This window comes from Bradyrhizobium neotropicale (genome assembly GCF_001641695.1).
Lineage (GTDB): Bacteria > Pseudomonadota > Alphaproteobacteria > Rhizobiales > Xanthobacteraceae > Bradyrhizobium > Bradyrhizobium neotropicale.
Map to the genome: position 1 here is coordinate 140,531 of NZ_LSEF01000052.1, position 17,296 is coordinate 157,826.

16 protein-coding genes and 2 pseudogenes are annotated in these 17,296 nt (G+C 64.5%); 12 read left to right on the top strand and 6 right to left on the bottom strand.

Annotation, left to right across the window (positions count from 1 at the left end):
• The 3 genes from AXW67_RS44135 to AXW67_RS17740 all read left to right on the top strand — a co-directional run.
• On the top strand, positions 1-412 hold a 412-nt coding region (locus AXW67_RS44135; protein WP_245315596.1), incomplete at its 5' end, for an FCD domain-containing protein.
• Between the two features lie 11 nt (positions 413-423).
• Positions 424-1,404: a PDR/VanB family oxidoreductase gene (locus AXW67_RS17735; RefSeq protein ID WP_063678894.1), complete on the top strand. Its 981-nt coding sequence runs from the start codon at positions 424-426 to the stop codon at positions 1,402-1,404.
• A gap of 127 nt (positions 1,405-1,531) precedes the next feature.
• The gene (locus AXW67_RS17740) at positions 1,532-2,362 is read left to right on the top strand and encodes an LssY C-terminal domain-containing protein (RefSeq protein ID WP_063678895.1); all 831 of its coding nucleotides are present in this window, start codon (positions 1,532-1,534) and stop codon (positions 2,360-2,362) included.
• A 572-nt stretch (positions 2,363-2,934) separates the two neighbouring features.
• Here AXW67_RS17740 and AXW67_RS17745 read toward each other — a convergent pair.
• Together AXW67_RS17745 and AXW67_RS17750 are read right to left on the bottom strand one after the other, a co-directional pair.
• Entirely contained in the window at positions 2,935-4,896 is a 1,962-nt protein-coding gene (locus AXW67_RS17745; RefSeq protein WP_063678896.1) for a putative bifunctional diguanylate cyclase/phosphodiesterase, read from the bottom strand.
• A gap of 408 nt (positions 4,897-5,304) precedes the next feature.
• Entirely contained in the window at positions 5,305-5,670 is a 366-nt protein-coding gene (locus AXW67_RS17750; protein WP_027552912.1) for a nuclear transport factor 2 family protein, read from the bottom strand.
• A 101-nt stretch (positions 5,671-5,771) separates the two neighbouring features.
• Between AXW67_RS17750 and AXW67_RS40600 the strand changes: the two genes are divergently transcribed.
• The 4 genes and pseudogenes from AXW67_RS40600 to hemC form a co-directional block, all read left to right on the top strand.
• On the top strand, positions 5,772-6,218 hold a 447-nt coding region (locus AXW67_RS40600; protein WP_245315597.1), incomplete at its 3' end, for a TetR/AcrR family transcriptional regulator.
• A gap of 1 nt (position 6,219) precedes the next feature.
• Positions 6,220-6,360 (top strand): annotated as a pseudogene (locus AXW67_RS44860) (TetR/AcrR family transcriptional regulator); the annotation flags it as partial.
• A 53-nt stretch (positions 6,361-6,413) separates the two neighbouring features.
• On the top strand, positions 6,414-8,039 hold the full coding sequence (locus AXW67_RS17755; RefSeq protein ID WP_063678912.1) for a GMC family oxidoreductase: 1,626 nt from the start codon (positions 6,414-6,416) through the stop codon (positions 8,037-8,039).
• Positions 8,040-8,065: 26 nt separating this feature from the next.
• Positions 8,066-9,046 (top strand): hydroxymethylbilane synthase, encoded by a 981-nt coding sequence (gene hemC, locus AXW67_RS17760; protein ID WP_082907939.1) that lies wholly within the window; start codon positions 8,066-8,068, stop codon positions 9,044-9,046.
• A gap of 484 nt (positions 9,047-9,530) precedes the next feature.
• Here the strand turns inward: hemC and hemE are convergent, their stop codons facing one another.
• The gene (gene hemE / locus AXW67_RS17765; RefSeq protein WP_063678898.1) at positions 9,531-10,565 is read right to left on the bottom strand and encodes a uroporphyrinogen decarboxylase; all 1,035 of its coding nucleotides are present in this window, start codon (positions 10,563-10,565) and stop codon (positions 9,531-9,533) included.
• Positions 10,566-10,668: 103 nt separating this feature from the next.
• Here hemE and AXW67_RS17770 point away from each other — a divergent pair, with 103 nt between their 5' ends.
• From AXW67_RS17770 to AXW67_RS44140, 3 genes and pseudogenes are all read left to right on the top strand, one after another.
• Positions 10,669-10,890: a hypothetical protein gene (locus AXW67_RS17770; RefSeq protein ID WP_063678913.1), complete on the top strand. Its 222-nt coding sequence runs from the start codon at positions 10,669-10,671 to the stop codon at positions 10,888-10,890.
• Between the two features lie 174 nt (positions 10,891-11,064).
• A partial coding sequence (locus AXW67_RS17775; protein WP_245315599.1) for a sensor domain-containing diguanylate cyclase occupies positions 11,065-12,726 on the top strand: 1,662 nt, incomplete at its 3' end.
• A gap of 1 nt (position 12,727) precedes the next feature.
• Positions 12,728-12,960 (top strand): annotated as a pseudogene (locus AXW67_RS44140) (diguanylate cyclase); the annotation flags it as partial.
• A 9-nt stretch (positions 12,961-12,969) separates the two neighbouring features.
• On the opposite strand, the gene AXW67_RS17780 reads toward AXW67_RS44140, so the two are convergent.
• Positions 12,970-13,188 carry a SlyX family protein gene (locus AXW67_RS17780; protein WP_063678900.1) on the bottom strand — a complete coding sequence of 73 codons (219 nt, stop codon included), beginning with the start codon at positions 13,186-13,188 and terminating at the stop codon, positions 12,970-12,972.
• Positions 13,178-13,990, bottom strand: coding sequence for an oxygen-dependent tRNA uridine(34) hydroxylase TrhO (gene trhO, locus AXW67_RS17785; RefSeq protein ID WP_082907940.1), 813 nt, complete (start codon positions 13,988-13,990; stop codon positions 13,178-13,180). The genes AXW67_RS17780 and trhO overlap by 11 nt, the downstream gene beginning before the upstream one ends.
• 201 nt (positions 13,991-14,191) lie before the next feature.
• Here trhO and ggt point away from each other — a divergent pair, with 201 nt between their 5' ends.
• On the top strand, positions 14,192-15,778 hold the full coding sequence (gene ggt, locus AXW67_RS17790; protein ID WP_063678901.1) for a gamma-glutamyltransferase: 1,587 nt from the start codon (positions 14,192-14,194) through the stop codon (positions 15,776-15,778).
• 56 nt (positions 15,779-15,834) lie between these two features.
• Here the strand turns inward: ggt and AXW67_RS17795 are convergent, their stop codons facing one another.
• On the bottom strand, positions 15,835-16,116 hold the full coding sequence (locus tag AXW67_RS17795; protein WP_063675745.1) for a LexA family protein: 282 nt from the start codon (positions 16,114-16,116) through the stop codon (positions 15,835-15,837).
• 38 nt (positions 16,117-16,154) lie between these two features.
• Here AXW67_RS17795 and AXW67_RS17800 point away from each other — a divergent pair, with 38 nt between their 5' ends.
• A complete protein-coding gene (locus AXW67_RS17800; protein ID WP_063675747.1) occupies positions 16,155-17,285 on the top strand; it encodes an IS630 family transposase in 1,131 nt (376 codons plus the stop codon).
• Positions 17,286-17,296: the final 11 nt, after the last annotated feature.

Sequence of the window (17,296 nt, forward strand, 5' to 3'; positions counted from 1 at the left end):
GGAGTGCCTCGGGGCGATCGACGAATTGCTGCGGCAGGTGCCGATCTCGGTCGATGCGTTCTCGTCCTATGTCACGCTGAACGCGCGTTTCCACGCGCTGCTCACCGAATTGTCGCGCAGCCCGCCCTTGATAAGGCAGATCGACCGCGCCTCCGCGCTGCCGTTCGCCTCGCCCAGCGGCTTCGTGATGGCGCAATCGGCGCTGCCCGAAGCGCAGCAGATCCTGATCATCGGGCAGGAGCATCATCGCGTCGTGATCGATGCGATCGAGAACCGCGAGGGCGCGCGCGCCGAAGCCGTGATGCGCGAGCACGCGCGGCTCGCCGTGCGCAATTTGCGGCTCGCGCTGCGCAACCGGACCCATCTCGACCTCTTGCCGGCGCTTGCGCTGATCAAGACCGCAACCGATTGAGGGCAGTAGCCATGCGCTTCATCGAAACTTGGACTCCGGCCACGCTCGTCTCGACGCGTGACCTCGCGCCCGGCATCCGCGAATTCCTGATCCTGCCGGATCAATTCGACGGCGCCGCCTATCCGGTCGGCAGCCACATCAATGTCAGCGTCACCATCGACGGCCAGCCGGAGACGCGGTCCTATTCGCTGGTCGGCGAGGCCTCGTCGCGCGGCTTCCGCATCGCGGTGCGCCGCGCCGAGGATTCCCGCGGCGGCTCACGCTACATGTGGCAGCTGGCGCCGGGGGCGCGGCTCGACATCACCCAGCCCGCCTCGCTGCTCGCGGTCGATTGGGCGCGTGAAAATTACTGCCTGATCGCCGGCGGCATCGGCATCACGCCGATCGTCGGCGCGGCTCAGGCGCTGGCGCGGCGCGGCGCGAAGGTGTCGCTGCACTACGCCGTGCGGTCGCGCGGCGATGCCGCCTACCTCGACGATCTCGCCGCTGTGCTCGGCGACCGTCTGGTCGTCCACGCCGGCGACGAAGGCAAGCGGCTCGATCTCGCTGCGCTGTTTGCGTCGCTGCCGCAAGGCGCGCTCGCGCTGTTCTGCGGCCCGATGCGGATGCTGGACGCCGCGCGCCACACCTGGATCGCCGCGGGCCATCCGCTTCCCGACCTCCGCTACGAGACCTTCGGTTCCAGCGGCACGCTGCCGACCGAGACGTTCCGCGTGCGCCTGAAGGGCTCCGATGTCGAGCTCGAAATCCCCCGTGAGCGCTCGATGCTGGACGTGCTCAATGCGAGCGGCCACGAGGTGATGTACGACTGCAAGCGCGGCGAATGCGGGCTGTGTGCTGTCGACGTGGTCGAGGTCGATGGCGAGATCGACCACCGCGACGTCTTCTTCAGCGATCATCAGAAGGAGAGCAACCAGAAGATCTGCGCCTGCGTCTCGCGCGCCCGCGGCACCATCACGGTGGACACCCTGCTTCGGGCGGACGCGATCTGACGCAGGGCGCGTACTGATTAATCCGGGATTGTTTGCTCAGACTGCAATACGGGCGTAGTCTGCCGAACCAAGCCAGCCTCGAGAAGCTGCCAGCCTGAACGGGTTCTCCACTAGGCGGGGCAAGATCATGAGATTGCTCAAGCGTTTCGTGCAACGTTTGCTGATCTTTGGACTGGGGCTCTTCTGCATCTGGTTGATTGTCTTTGTCGTCTTTGAAACCGCGGACCGCAGGCTACCTTGGATTCTGGCCGTCGCTGTTACCTACGGCCTTGCCGCTTATATCGTTCTGCCGCGTGCCATTCGGATCGGCCTGAAGATCCTCCAAAGCAAGCGAGTGCCGAGTTATGCGATTACCGGCGACGGATTGCCTGGAGACCCCGTGAATGTCGTGCTCGTCGGCACGCTCCAGCAGCTTCGCGAAGCCTTCGCAGCGCTCGGCTGGTCGGAAGCCGATCGGCTCGGTCTGGCCAGCTCATGGGGAATGGTCCGAGCCTTTGTGTTCAATACTCCATACCCCACCGCGCCATTCAGCACCCTCTATCTCTTCGGGCGAGGCCAGGACATCGGTTTTCAAAGGGCGATCGATAACAGTCCGCGGAAACGCCACCACATACGGTTCTGGGCTTTGAGCCAAATGCGTGCGCAGGCGACCTGGGGAACGACTGAGTTTTGGCTCAACACCGAACGTCCGCCGGACAATGAAAGCGTTCTTTGGGTGGGAGCCGGCACCAGAGACACCGGCCTATCCCTCACCCGTCTGTCGTTTCAGATCACCCACGCCACGGATTCGGATACCGTTGCAGAGCGCGAGTATATTGTCGGCGAGTTGAGGAAGAACCGATCCATCGAAGCGGTGAAAGTCTATCAAGCCGGCGAGAATCTCCTCACCGAACGGGTCAACCACTACATTACCGATGGCGAGATCACGTTGGCGATCCTGGCAGCAAATAGCGCTTGATGCCAAGGCCGCCGTCGTTAGCCCTTAGCCACAATGCAGCGTCACGATGCGCGGTTGTGTCCCGGCGTTCCTATTCAGTTCCACGTCCGTCAGTCGCCGATCACCACCAGTATGGCCACCGCCACCCCTCATAGCGGACCCACGACGACACCAGGGGCGGGCCGTATGGATCGACCCGGTCGTCCTCAGGGCGATAACGATATCGTGGAACAACATAATAATCCCACGGAGTTGGCGTTATCACGGGCGGCGTAACGACAAGCCTCTGCCGTGGTTCACCAACGACCTGGGCCTTTCGCGCCCGGGCTTCAGCACCAGACGTCCCAAGGTTACACAGCACAAGGGCCGTTCCAACAGCACACGCGACGGTCATTTTCTTCATGCGTCGGCCTCCTTGCCAGAGAGTGCTAAAGGACTCAAAGCGACGCAAGCTAATTCGCTCTCTGCTTGCTTGAATGACCGCTCTTCGCCCTTGGCGGACTGCCTTCATCCCCACCGACATCCGATTTCGGGGCAAAAATGACATCACCTGCCCAGTGTCGGGAGGGCCATGAGATCGTACAGGCTCTGGATCAAGCCGCGTAGGTCGCGCGGCGCTTCTTCGGGTCGAGCAGCGCCAGCACCTGCTCGGCCGTCACCGGCCGGCCAATGAGATAGCCTTGCACTTCGTCGCACTGGGTCTGGCGCAGATATTCCAGCTCATCGGCGGTCTCGACCCCTTCCGCGACCACGCCGATCCGCAAGTCCCGCGCGAGGGCGATCACCGATTTGACGATCGCCGCGCAGTCCGGCTGCGCCAGCATGTCGCGGATGAAGGACTGGTCGATCTTGATGCGGCTGAACGGCAGCTTGCGCAAATAGGTCAGCGACGAGAACCCGGTGCCGAAATCGTCGAGCGCCACGGTGACGCCGAGCTGCAAGAGCGCCTTCAGGATCGAGGTCGCTGAACCATATTTCGACAGCAGCATCGACTCCGTGATCTCGATCTCGAGTCGATGTGGGGCGATCTCGGCCTCGGCGAGCGCCTGAACGATGGTCTGCAGGATTGCCGTGTTGTGAAACTGTGCCGCTGAGAAATTCACGGCGACCCTGATGTCCTCCGGCCAGTCCGCGAGCGTCGCGCAGGCGCGGTGGATGACCCATTCGCCGATCTCGTGGATCAGCCCGGTCTCTTCCGCGATCGGAATGAACTCGCTCGGCGGGACCAGTCCGCGCGAGGGATGCTGCCAGCGCAATAGCGCCTCGAAGCCGGTGATGCGGTTTTCGCCGAGATTGAGGAACGGCTGATAGACCAGAAAAAGCTCATCCCGCGCGATCGCACCCTCGAGATCCGATTGCAGCGCCTTGCGGTCGCGCGATGCCTTGTCGTCGCTGACCTCGAAGAAGCAGACCGTGCCGGGGCCGGCCTTCTTGGCGCGGTAGAGCGCGGTGTCGGCATTCTTCATGATGTCGAGCGTCGTGTTGCCGTCGCGTGGCGCCAGCACGATGCCGACGCTGGTTGCGCCGACGATCTCGCGGCCCTCGATCGTGAACGGCTCGTCGAAGGCTGCGATGAAGCGTTCGGCGATCTCGAGCGCATCTTCCGGCCGTGCCAGGTTGGCCATCACCAGCGCGAACTCGTCGCCGCCGATGCGGGCGACGTGTTCGGCCGCGCGGGTGCAGCGTTGCAGCCGGCTCGCAACCTGGACCAAGAATTCGTCGCCGGCGGGATGGCCGAACTTGTCGTTGACCTCCTTGAAACGATCGAGGTCGAGGAGAAGCACCGCGAATTCCTCGCCGGACAGGCCCAGCCTCTTGAGGGCGGCATCGAGCGTCTCGTTGAACGCGAAGCGGTTGGGCAGGTGGGTAAGAGGGTCCTGCCGGACCGTGCGTTCCGTCTCGATCTGCCGCATCACGCGCCGCGCGAACGCAAAGGAATTGACGAACACACCGCGCAACAGCACGGTTCCATAGACTGCCACCAGGACAGCGATCAGCAGATAAGCGAGATCGTTGCTGCGGCCGAGACAGATGGCAATGCCGAGGAAGAGGGGGAACGTGAATGCGATTGCCGCGATCGGGATCGTCGCGAAGGCAAGTGCACCGCCGGCCAGCATGCCCGAGCACAGGCAGGTGATGACGAGTTTTCCGCCGGTGTCGGCGTTTGCGAAGAAGGCGACCGGCACGATGCCCCAGGCGGTGCCGAGGACGAAGGCATTCCGCACCAGCCGGTGCACCGCACGGCGGGATACGAATTGCGGCTTGGTGATGCGGCGCGATGCGTGGGATTGCACGCCGAATGCGATCGCGGCGCCGGCCACGACGACGGCCCAGATCATCGCCAGCTTCCAGTCCGGCGAATGCCACAGCGCGATGGCCAGCACGGCCGCATTGCAGGCGTTGGCGAGCATGATGCCGACGGAATAGCCGAGCACGAGCGACATCTGCTCGGCGCGGATATGGCCGGCGACGGCTTCGTCGGTTGCGGGTCCGCCGAAAGCGGACAGATCGCCGGCGAACAGTCCGGCGAAATAGGAACTCAGTTGGGTCCGCATTCCAGAGCCTGCAGCAGCATTGGCCGTTTTCCCGGCTCGAGCCGGAAAATTCGCTGCAAACCTTTGACGAACTATGAATTATCCCCGCTGACCGGCATCGGTGCGATCACTTCTAAGTGCCGAAGCATTCGTATCGATAACAAATCGATACAAATGCGCGCCGCTGGCGTTACGGTGTCGCGGGAAGCAAATCGCAGATGGTCCATTAATAGCTGTGAACATGCTCGGCCTCATGGTCCGAGACGCACCGTAAGGCGGCGCTCCTAACCATGAGGGTCTAGGATTTCGCCGCGGAACAAGACCTCATCCTGAGGAGCCCGCCTACAGCGGGCGTCTCGAAGGATGGGCCGCAAGGAGGCTGCCCACCCGTTCTCTTTCAAATGCGATGACCCAGCAATCGCGGCGAGCTCAGCGCCCCAGTTGCTTGGGATCGTAATAGAACCGTTCTTCGATCAGTTCATCGCCCCGCCAGGTCTGCCACGCGATCTCCTCGAGCGTGCGCGTGACGCCTTCGGCATTGGTGAACGTGAAGATCCAGCGCGAGGCGACGTTGTCGCCCTCGATCAGGCTCGGTCCGACGCGAACGGCCTTGACCTCCTTGAAAGCGGCGAGCACGCCGCGCTCCTTCGCTGCCAGCTTGTCCCGCCCGACCACCGGCGCGGCGTTGTTTTCATAGGTGGCCGCGTCGGGCGTGTAGAATTGCTCGATCGCGCCGACGAAATCCCCGGCCTCCAGCCGCTTTGCAAAGGCTTCCACGATCTCACGGCTCGGCATGCCACACCTCACGATTAAAAACCGACTGTCAGTCGGTAAATACCGACCATCAGTCGAAAAGTCAACTGGCCGCCTGTGCCGAATTCGACTAGAGGAAATCCATGGCGAAACAGGCGGAACGGCGGGCGGCGACATCAGAGGCGATCCTGACGGCTGCACGCCGCCTGTTCGGCGCGCAGGGCTTCGCCGCCACCACCATGGACGAGATCGCCGAGGCCGCCCGCATCGCCAAGGGCGCGGTCTACCATCACTTCAAGACCAAGGAGGCCGTGTTCGAGGCCGTGTTCGATCAGGTCTCGCGCGACCTCGTCATCGAGATCGATCGCGCCGCGCGCACCGAGAAGGACGTGCTTGCAGCGATGGTCGCCGGCACCCAGCATTATTTTGCCGCGACCGCCAAGGGCCCGACCGGCCAAATCATCCTGCGTGACGGCCCGGCGGTGCTCGGCTGGGAGCGCTGGCGCGAGATCGACGCGCAGCATTTTGGCGGCAAGCTGCCGCGCGCCATCACTGCGGCCATGGAGGCCGGCCTGATTGCACGGCAGCCGNGAGCCGCTGGCGCGGCTGCTGCTCGGCGCGGTGACGGAAGCCGCGGTCGCCTGCGCCGGGCGTGCGGATATCGCAAGGGCCGGCGCGGAATATGCCCGTGCGTTCAAGTCGCTGGTCGAGGCGCTGCGCCTCCGCGAATGATTGTGCTAAGTGACGAAAACGGAAACGCCAACCAACAACAAGAACAGCAAGACATGAACGCAAATTCCTCTCTCGCGCCGTCAGATCCCGAATTCGATTACATCATCGTTGGCGCCGGCTCCGCCGGCTGCGTGCTCGCCAACCGGCTCTCCGCGAACGGCAAGCACACCGTGCTGCTGCTCGAAGCGGGGCCGAAGGACGCCAACATCTGGATCCACGTGCCGCTCGGCTACGGCAAGCTGTTCAAGGACAAGACCGTCAACTGGATGTACCAGACCGAGCCGGAGCCCGAGCTGAAGGGGCGTCAGGTGTTCCAGCCGCGCGGCAAGACGCTGGGCGGATCGAGCTCGATCAACGGCCTGCTCTACGTCCGCGGCCAGCACGAGGACTATGATCGCTGGCGTCAGCTCGGCAACACCGGCTGGGGCTATGACGACGTGCTGCCCTATTTCAAGAAGGCGGAGAACCAGAAGCGCGGCGCGAGCGAACTCCACGGCAGCGGCGGCCCGCTGCCGGTATCCGACATGATCATGACCGACCCGCTCTCGAAGGCCTTCATCGACGCCGCCGTCGAGACCGGTCTGCCTTACAACCCCGACTTCAATGGCGCCAAGCAGGAAGGCGTCGGCCTGTTCCAGACCACGACGCGAAACGGTCGCCGCGCCTCGACGGCGGTGGCCTATCTTGGCCCGGCCAGGACCCGCGGCAATCTCAAGATCGAGACCAACGCGCTCGGCCAGCGTGTCCTGTTCGAGGGCCGCCGTGCGGTCGGCGTCGAGTACCGGCAGGGCGCTGCTCTGCGCCGCGCCCGGGCGCGCACGGAGATCGTGCTGTCGAGCGGCGCCTACAACTCGCCGCAGCTGCTGCAGCTCTCCGGCGTCGGTCCCGCCGATCTCCTGCGCAAGCACGGCATCGACGTCGTGCTGGACGTGCAGGGCGTCGGCCATGATCTCCAGGACCACATGCAGGTCCGCATCGTGATGCGCTGCTCGCAGAAGATCACGCTCAATGACACTGTCAATCATCCGATCCGCCGCACGCTCGAGGGCGCGCGTTATGCGCTGTTCCGCAAGGGTTGGCTGACGATCGCGGCCGGCACCGCGGGCGCCTTCTTCAAGACCAGCCCGCGCCTTGCCTCGCCGGACATCCAGGTCCACTTCCTGCCGTTCTCGACCGACAAGATGGGCGAGAAGCTGCATGATTTTTCCGGCTTCACCGCCTCGGTGTGCCAGCTCCGTCCCGAAAGCCGCGGCAGCCTGCGCATCAGGAGCGCCGATCCGACCGTGCCGCCGGAGATCCGCATCAACTACATGTCGACCGAGACAGATCGCACGACCAACGTCGAAGGCCTGAAGATCCTCCGCAAGATCCTGGGCGCTCCGGCGCTGAAGCCGTTCGTGGTCGACGAGGTCGATCCCGGTGTGAAGGTATCCACGGATGCGGAACTGCTGGATTTCTGCCGCGAGCGCGGCAGCACCATCTATCATCCGACCTCGACCTGCCGTATGGGCAATGATGCGCTGGCGGTGGTCGACCAGCGGCTGAAGGTCAGGGGTATCGAGGGCCTTCGCGTCGTCGACGGCTCGATCATGCCGGACCTCGTGTCGGGCAACACCAATGCGCCGATCATCATGATCGCGGAAAAGGCCTCCGACATGATATTGGAGGATGCGCGCTAACCGCGCTTCCAGAAGGAGCACATGACTTGGCTACTCGGCTACGGATCGGCACACGCAAGAGCGCGATGGCGCTGGCACAGACGGAAGAGATCGCGCGCCGCCTGACCGCCGCCATGCCCGATCTCGATGTCGAGATCGTCAAGTTCGACACCACAGGCGATCTCGACCAGACCAGCAAGCTGTTGCCGCATGGCGGCAAGGGCGGCGCTTTCGTGGCGCAGATCCGTGCCGCCGTGCTCTCGGGCGAATTGCAGGCGGCGATGCATTCGCTGAAGGACATGCCGGGCAATGAGGACACGCCGGGCCTCGTGATTGGCGCCACGCTCTCGCGCGATCCGCCGAGCGATGCGCTGGTGCTGCGCGCCGGCGTCACGCTGGAAGCGCTGCGCCAGTCGCGTGGCAAGGGTTTCAAGATCGGCACCAACGCGGTGCGGCGCGCGGCCTATGCGCGGCGGCTGTTTCCGCAAGTTGAGGTGATCCACTTCCGGGGTGCCGCCGACACGCGTGTCCGCAAGCTCGACAATGGCGAGAAGCAGCGCCTGCCGGATGGCGGCGCGGTGGGACCTGCGGATGCACTGATCATGGCGCGCTCCGGCCTCGATCGCGTCGGCCTCGCGACCCGCATCGCCTACGAGTTCACGCCTGCGGAAATGCTGCCCGCGGCGGGGCAGGGCATCGTCGCGGTGGAATGCGCGGCGCAGGACTGGCAGACGCGGCGCATTCTCGCATCGATCGATGATCCGGCCGCGCATGCCTGCGCCGATGCCGAGCGCGAGGTGCTGTGGGTGCTCAACGGCCACTGCAACTCGCCGGTCGCGAGCTTCTCGACGATCGACGGCGATCAGATGTCGCTCGCCGCATCCGTGCTCGATCTCTCCGGCAACACCATCATCGAAGCCTCGCGCGTTGGCCCTGCCGACCGGCCGCGCGAGCTCGGCCGTGCGGTGGGCCTCGATCTGCTGGCGAAGGGGGCGGCGGAGATCATCGAGCGCAGCCGGCCGCGCTAAGCCTGCCTACGAAATCACAATCGGCGCGATCATACATTCGTGCTCCTGTTTTGCCCGACGTGTCAAACGCCGTCGCTACAGGCTGCAGGGCTCAAGCCATGCCCGGGCGAAATTCTTCAGTGATTTCTACTTTGCATGGGGTTGTTTTCGCGTTTTTTGTTGAGGCGCACGATCCCGCCTGGAGCCACATCGAGACATTGGTCGCTACGCGGCACACTGCGCCCTCTCCCACCTTGCGGGGTAGGGCTATCGCATATGCCCTTGTGGCGCGAAAGCGCTCGGCCTTCATGGTTCGAGACGCGCCGTAAGGCGGCGCTCCTCACCATGAGGGTCTAGGATTTCGCCGCGAAATAAGACCTCATCCTGAGGAGCCCGCCTACAGCGGGCGTCTCGAAGGATGGGCCGCAAGGAGGCTGCCTGCCAAACTCTCATATGCGATTCCCCTCCCACGCAAGGGGAAGGGAACGGATGGCGCTTCGATACGTCAGCCGCGCACGCGCTTCAGCATCTGCTCGACATGGGCGATCGGCGTTTCCGGCTGGATGCCGTGGCCGAGATTGAAGATCAGCCGTCCCTGCGCGAAGTTCGCCAGCACGGTGTCGACGGCGCGGTCGAGCGCATCGCCGCCGGTGATCAGCACCAAGGGATCGAGATTGCCCTGCACGGCGACTTTGCTCTGCACGCGCTCGCGGATGAAGGACGGCTCCGCGGTCCAGTCGATGCTGACGGCGTTGACGCCGGTTGCCTCGACATAGCCTGGCAGCTGCGCGCCGGCGCCGCGGGGAAAGCCGATGATCCTGGCGTCCGGCACCTTGGCGCGCACGCCGGCGACGATGCGCCGCGTCGGCTCGATTGACCAGCGCGCGAATTCGGCCGGCGGCAGCACGCCCGCCCAGGTGTCGAAGATCTGCAAGGCGTCGGCGCCGGCAGCGAGCTGCGCGAGCAGATATTCGATCGAATTGTCGACGAGCACGTCGATGATTTTGGAAAACGCCTCCGGATGCCGATAGGCCATCATCCGCGCCGGCGCCTGGTCCGGCGTGCCGTGGCCTGCGACCATGTAGGTTGCGACCGTCCAAGGCGCGCCGCAGAAGCCGATCAGCGCGACTTTCGGATCGAGCGCGCCGCGCACGATGCGTAAGGCTTCGAACACCGGCGCGAGCTTGGCGAAATCGGCGCGCGACGCCAGCGTGGCGACTTTGCCGGGATCATCCAGCGGCTCGAGCCGTGGACCTTCGCCGACCTCGAAGCGCACGGAGCGGCCGAGCGCGTCGGGGATCACCAGAATGTCGGAGAAGATGATCGCCGCGTCGAAGCCGAACCGTCGGATCGGCTGCAGCGTGACTTCCGCGGCGAGTTCCGGGGAAAAGCAGAGATCGAGGAAGCCGCCGGCCTTGGCGCGGACCTCGCGATATTCCGGCAGATATCGGCCGGCCTGCCGCATCATCCAGACCGGCGGGGTGGACTGGCGCTGGCTGGAGAGCACGTCGATGAAAGGTTTCGTCGGAGACTGGGGCACGAAAAGTCCTGATGGTTGCGGTTCCTGATACACCGCCGCAGGCGTCAGCGAAACAGGGGAACTGCTGCAAATGGGACGCGTTGATCAGCCAATGGAGGAGATCATGGCTGAGAGATTCAATCCGGCGCCGCATGACAAGCACGCCGAGGACCCGCACAAGGCGCTCGCCGCGGATCGCGAGACCCACGCGAAGCTCGACGCCGGGCTGGTCGACACCTTCCCCGCGTCCGATCCCGTCAGTGCCACCCAGCCGACGCCGTCGAAGGCCGACGCGGAGGCGGAAAACGGCTCGCTCTGGGACAAGGTTAAGGCCATCTTCAGCTAACGGGTCGGCACCGCCGGTTTCCGACAGGCTTGATAATACCTTGTTAGCGATCCTCGGACGCTGGCGTCCGTAGGACTACGGAAAACCCGCATATCGCTGTGAATCCCGGCGGCTATTTCAGGGTTCAATAATAGAAGCGGCAGAGTTTCCGGAACGATCGGAGAAGCCTGCCGCATGACCGTCGCTACTCACAGAGCCGGATGGAGCCGTCTGCCGTTGCGGGCGGCGGCATTCGTCGTGCTGACTTGCACGGCGATTCTCGGCGTCAGTGCCTGGCGCGAATGGACCGCCCGCGATGCCGTGCTCAGAAGCGCCGAGACCGAGATGGCGAACGTCGCCCGCTCGCTGACGCAGCACGCCGAGGACAGCCTCGATCTCCTGGATTCCGGGGTTGTCGGCGTCGTCAGCCGGCTGGAGATGGACGGCACTGATCCGGCCACGGTCGGCAAGCTGCGAAACCTCCTGGAGATACGCAAGAAGGCGATCCCGCGCATTCACAGCCTCGCCATCGTCGACGACAAGGGCAACTGGCTGACCGGCTCGGGCGCGGTCACCTCGACGCTCAGCGACGACGAATTCTTCCGTCATCACCAGTTCTCGCCGAAGCGCGAGGCCTATGTCGGCCGTCCCGTGAAGAGCCTCCTGGACGGCGAATCGGTCGTCACGCTGTCGCGCCGCTTCAACCGGCTGGACGGAAGCTTCGGCGGCGTCGTCCTGGCGACCATCAGCGCCAACTATCTCTCGCACTTCTACGAGCAGTTCGAGATCGGCCGCAACAGCTCGGTGGCACTGGTGCATGGCGACGGCATGATCATCGCGCGTAACCCGAGCAACGACAAATTCGTCGGCCGCAGCGTCGCCGACGCGCCGCTGTTCCGCGACCCGAGCCTGCAACGGCCGGGCGGGGCCTATCATTTCACGTCGCCGCTCGACGGCGCCGAGCGGGTCAGCTTCTTCAAGCGCAGCGGCCGCTACCCGCTCCTCCTGCTCGCCACCGTCGACAAGGAGGAGTTGCTCGCGCCCTGGCGCGCGGCGGCGATCTCCCGCATGCTCTACGTGCTCGCGCTGGTGATGCTGATCGCGATCATCGGCGCCGTGCTGGTGCGGCAATTGCAGCGCGGCAAACGCATGGCGGCGGCGCTTGGCGAAAAGGAAGCCCATTTCCGGCTGCTCGCGGAAGGCTCCAGCGACATGGTGACCCGCATCGGGCTCGACCAGCGGCTGCGCTATGTCTCGCCCTCATCGATCCGCGTCGTCGGCTGGCGCGCCAGTCAGCTGATCGGCACGCCCGCGCTCGCGGGCATCCATCCGGACGATCGGCCGCAGGTCCAGGCGATCGTCGATGCCATGAAGCGCGGCGAGAAGGACGAGGCGCGGGTCACCTACCGCAATGCGCACCGGCAGAACGCCGAGGTCTGGCTCGAATCGAGCATGCGGGCGACGCGCAAGGACAATGGCAATGTCGACGGCGTGGTCGCGATCTCGCGCGACATCACCGAGCAGAAGAAGCTGGAGACCAGGCTCGAGACCCTCGCGATCGAGGACAGCCTCACCGGGCTCGCCAACCGCCGCCGTTTCGACGAGCGCCTGAACGAGGAGTGGGCGCGCGCCTATCGCGACCGTTCGAGCCTTGCCTTGCTGATGATCGATGTCGATCACTTCAAGGCCTACAACGATGAATACGGCCATCCCGCGGGCGATGCCTGCCTGCGCGTGGTCGCCAAGATCCTCGCGGCCGAGATGCAGCGCGCCGGCGATCTCGCGGCGCGCTATGGCGGCGAGGAATTCGCGATGCTGCTGCCGAATACCGACGCCGCCGGCTGTGCGCGGATCGGCNGCCGGGCGATCCGCGAGGCGGGTCTCGTCCATACGTCCAATCAGGCCTCTAGCTGCGTCACCGCCTCACTTGGAGGCGCCGTCAGCCGGCCGGCGCTCGAGCGCAGTGCAGGCGGGGCGTCGCTGGTTGAGGCCGCCGATCGCGCGCTCTACAGCGCAAAGGAAGCCGGGCGCGATCGCCTGATGATATCGGGCGAGGTGATGAACCTCCTGCCCAGAGCCTCTGGTTTCTAGTCTATCCGTTCAGTAATGCGGCGGCCGCTCATTCGCGGGCCCCGGCGCATTGGCCTCGGCCTCCTGGAGCCGTTGGGCAAGCTGTGCGATCTGCCGCGTCAGCGCGTCGATCTGCTTCCATTGCACGGTGATGGTCTGGTTCAGGGTTTCGATGGTGTCGTCCTGATAGGCGAGGCGCGTTTCCAGCGTGTCGATGCGCTCGCTCAGCGTCTTGATGTCATTCGTCACGTGCCTGTCCCTTGTCCCGTTCGCGCAGGCCAAGTTCTCGCAAGCCAAGTTCTCGCAAGCCAAGTTCTCGCAAGCCAAGTTCTCGCAAGCCATGGCCGAGCGCCACCCGCTCGTCGAACACGAAGCATTCGCCGCGCCAGCGGCTCTGCGCCTCCGGCACCTCTTCCAGATATTTCAGGATGCCGCCCTTGAGGTGATAGACCTCGGTAAATCCGCGCGCGAGCAGATGCGCGCTCGCCTTCTCGCAGCGGATGCCGCCGGTGCAGAACATCGCGATCCTGCGGTGCTTGGCCGGATCGAGCTGCCGTGCCGCAAAGTCCTTGAACTGGCCGAAGCTCTTGATGCCGGGATCGACCGCGCCCTCGAACGTGCCCATCTCGACCTCGAAAGCGTTGCGGGTGTCGAGCAGCAGCGTATCGGGCGAGGCGATCAGCGCGTTCCACTCGGTGGCGTCGACATAGACGCCCACCTGGCGCGTCGGGTCGGCAGCTTCATCGCCAAGCGTGACGATCTCCTTCTTCAGCCGCACCTTGAGCCGGCCGAACGGCATCTCTTCGGCGGTCGAGAATTTCAATTCGAGATTGTCGAGCCTGCCGCCGAACATGGCTCCGTGTGCCAGTTCATGGGCGAACGCGTCGATTGCATCAGGTGCACCCGCAATCGTACCGTTGATACCCTCCCGGGCGAGCAGCACGCTGCCTTTCAGGGACAGGCGAGCGCAGAACGCGCGCAGCGGCTCGCGCAGTTCGCGATAGTCGGGCAGGGCGGCAAACTGGTAGAAGGCGGCGACCTTGCAAGCCATGTTCTGACAAGTCATGCCGCCCATTTAGCAGGCGGGCGGCGCCCGGAAAACCCGCAAGCGAGCTGTCTATTCCCGCAGCGGATGGCAGCCTTTCGCTGGTATGCCAGCCATTGCCCCGCCGGGCCTGGATGTGTCATGTAGACCCCGGTTTTTCGGACGGCGCGCGGGACGCGCGCCCGCGGCAAGAGAGCAAGAACAGGCATGAGAAACTTCCATTTCCCCGGCAGGTCCACGGTCCACGCCACCAACGCGATGGTGGCAACCTCGCATCCGCAGGCGTCGCTCGCCGCGATCGAGGTGCTGCGCGAGGGCGGCACGGCGGTGGACGCGGCGGTCGCGGGCTCGGCGGTGCTCGGCGTGATCGAGCCGCAATCGACCGGCATCGGCGGCGACTGCTATGCGCTGATCCAGCCGCGTGGCGAGGGCAACATCATCGCCTATAACGGCTCCGGCCGGGCGCCGAAGGCGGCGAATGCCGACTGGTATCTCGAGCGCAAGATCAATTCGGTGCCGCTGACCTCGGCGCACGCGGTCTCGATTCCCGGCGTGGTCGACGCCTTCGCCACCGTGCTGCGCGACCATGGCAAGTTCGGCTTCGATCGGCTGCTGCAACCCGCGATCAAGGCGGCCGAGGAGGGCTACGTCGTCGCGCCCCGTATCGCCTTCGACTGGAAGAACCAGTTCGAGAAGCTGAAGAACGGAACCAACACCGAGCGCTATCTCCTGCCGCACGGCAAGCCGCCGGTGGCCGGCGACGTCATCCGCCAGGCGGAGCTCGGCAAGACGCTGCGGGCAATCGCCAAGGACGGACGCGACGCCTTCTACAAGGGCCCGATCGCGGAGGACATGGTCGAGACGCTGCGCGGCATCGGCGGCCTGCACACGCTCGACGATTTCGCCGCGCACACCACCGACGTGACGACGCCGATCGGCACCGCGTACAAGGGCTACGACGTCTGGCAGTGCCCGCCGAACGGGCCTGGCGTCACCATGCTGCTGATGCTGAACATCCTGTCGCGATTCGATCTGACCAGGTTCGCGCCGCTCAGCGTCGAGCGCTTCCATCTCGAGGCTGAGGCCGCGCGCATCGCCTACATGAATCGCGAGATGCATATCGCCGATCCCGATCACATGAAGATCAACGTCGCCGAGATGCTCGCCAACGGCTTTGCCGACGAGTACATCAGCAAGATCCGCATGGACGGCATGCTCGACCTGCCGAACGTCGCGCCGCCGATGAATCCCTCGACCATCTACATCACAGTCGTGGACAAGGACCGCAACGTCTGCTCGTTCATCAATTCGATCGCGCATTCCTTCGGCTCGGCGATCGTCTCCAACAAGACCGGCGTTCTGTTCCAGAACCGCGCCGGCGGCTTCCGCATTCAGCCCGGTCATCCCAACTGCATCGCGGGCGGCAAGCGCCCGCTGCACACGATCATGCCGAGCCTCCTGACCAAGGGCGGCCGCTCCGTGATGCCATTCGCCGTGATGGGCGGTCAGTATCAGCCGACCGGCCAGACGCATGTGCTGACCAACATCCTCGACTATGGCTGCGACGTGCAGGAGGCGATCGATATGCCGCGCGGCCTGCACTACGAGGGCCAATATCAGCTCGAGGACAGCGTGCCGGCGGCGATCGTCGAGGGACTGAAGAAGCTCGGGCACAAGACCACGAGCGTTGTCGGCCCGCTCGGCGGCGCCCAGGCGATCTGGATCGATTGGGACAAGGGCACGCTGACGGGCGGTTCCGACCCGCGCAAGGACGGCTGCGCCCTCGGTTATTGATCAGCGAAGTTTTCCAGCAAGGCTGGAAACCCCAACCGCGTTGCGCTAGTGGTTCATCACAGTGATTTTGACGTTTTGATACCGAGCCATCCGAGGATAGGCAACTTTTCGGGTGGCAAGAGGATCTCGATGCTTCGAGCGACGCCGGGCTGGCGACGAATGAACCCGTTGCGTTCGAGGGTGAGGATCATCTGGTGGACTGACGGCGGGCTGACGCGGAAATGCCGCTGGATGTCGGCCTCGGCGGGCGGCTGTCCGAACATGTACGAGTAGGTATGGATGAAAGCGAGATAGTGTCCCTGCTTCTCGGTGAAGTGCGCGCCTGATTTTTGACTCATAGCTGGATTCGTCCCGGCCTCCGACAAGGAGGCGAAGCATGAATGTACGTTATCGGGTCGAATTGAGCCAAGCCGAGCGGGACGAACTGACGGCAATGCTCGGCGGCGGCACGCATTCCGCCCGCAAACTCAAACGGGCTCAGATTGTGCTGGCGGCCGATTCAGGCAGCTGCGACGCGGAGATTGCCCGAACCGTCCGGGTCAGCCTTTCCACCGTCGGCCGGACCAAACGCCGTTTCGTAGAAGGCAATCTGGAGCGGGCCTTGAGTGAGGAGCCGCGTCCGGGCGCGGAACGCAAGCTGACAGGCAAGGAAGAGGCCCTGCTGGTGGCGACGGCATGCGCCAAGCCGCCCGCCGGCCGCAAACGCTGGACGCTGACATTGCTGGCCGACGCGATGGTCAAGCTCACCGATCACGCCAGCCTGTCGGGCGAGACCGTGCGCCGCCGGCTGGCCGACAACGACCTCAAGCCGTGGCGCCGGGATATGTGGTGCATTCCTCATGTCGACGGCGAATACGTCGCCCGGATGGAGGATGTGCTCGATCTCTACGCCGAGGCGCCGGATCCCGAGCGGCCCCTGGTTTGCTTCGACGAGACCCCAGTCCAGCTGATCGGCGAGGTACGCCAGCCGATCCCTGCCCAACCGGGACAGCGCGAGCGCTACGATTACGAATATCGCCGCAACGGTACCGTCAATCTCTTCGTCACCTTCGATCCGCATCGCGGCTGGCGCAATGTCAAGGTTACAGACCACCGCGCCGCGGTCGACTACGCGCACTGCATGCGCGAACTCGTCGACGTCCACTATCCCAATGCCGCCTGCATCCGTGTGGTGCAGGACAATCTGTCGATTCATACGGCCGGCGCGCTATATCAGGCATTTGCGCCTGCCGAGGCCCGTCGCATCCTGCGCCGCCTCGAGTTCCACTACACCCCGAAACACGCCAGCTGGCTCAATATGGTCGAGTGCGAGATCAGCGTGCTGCAGCGCCAGTGTCTCGGCCGTCGCATCGACGATCCCAAAAGGCTTCGAAAAGAAATCGCAGCATGGCAACGGCAGCGAAACAAGGCGCGAGACCGCATCAAATGGATGTTCACAACCGACAAAGCCCGCGCCAAACTCGGTCGCGCCTATCCAGTTGCCGCCAAAGAGTCAAAACCACTGTGATGAACCACTAG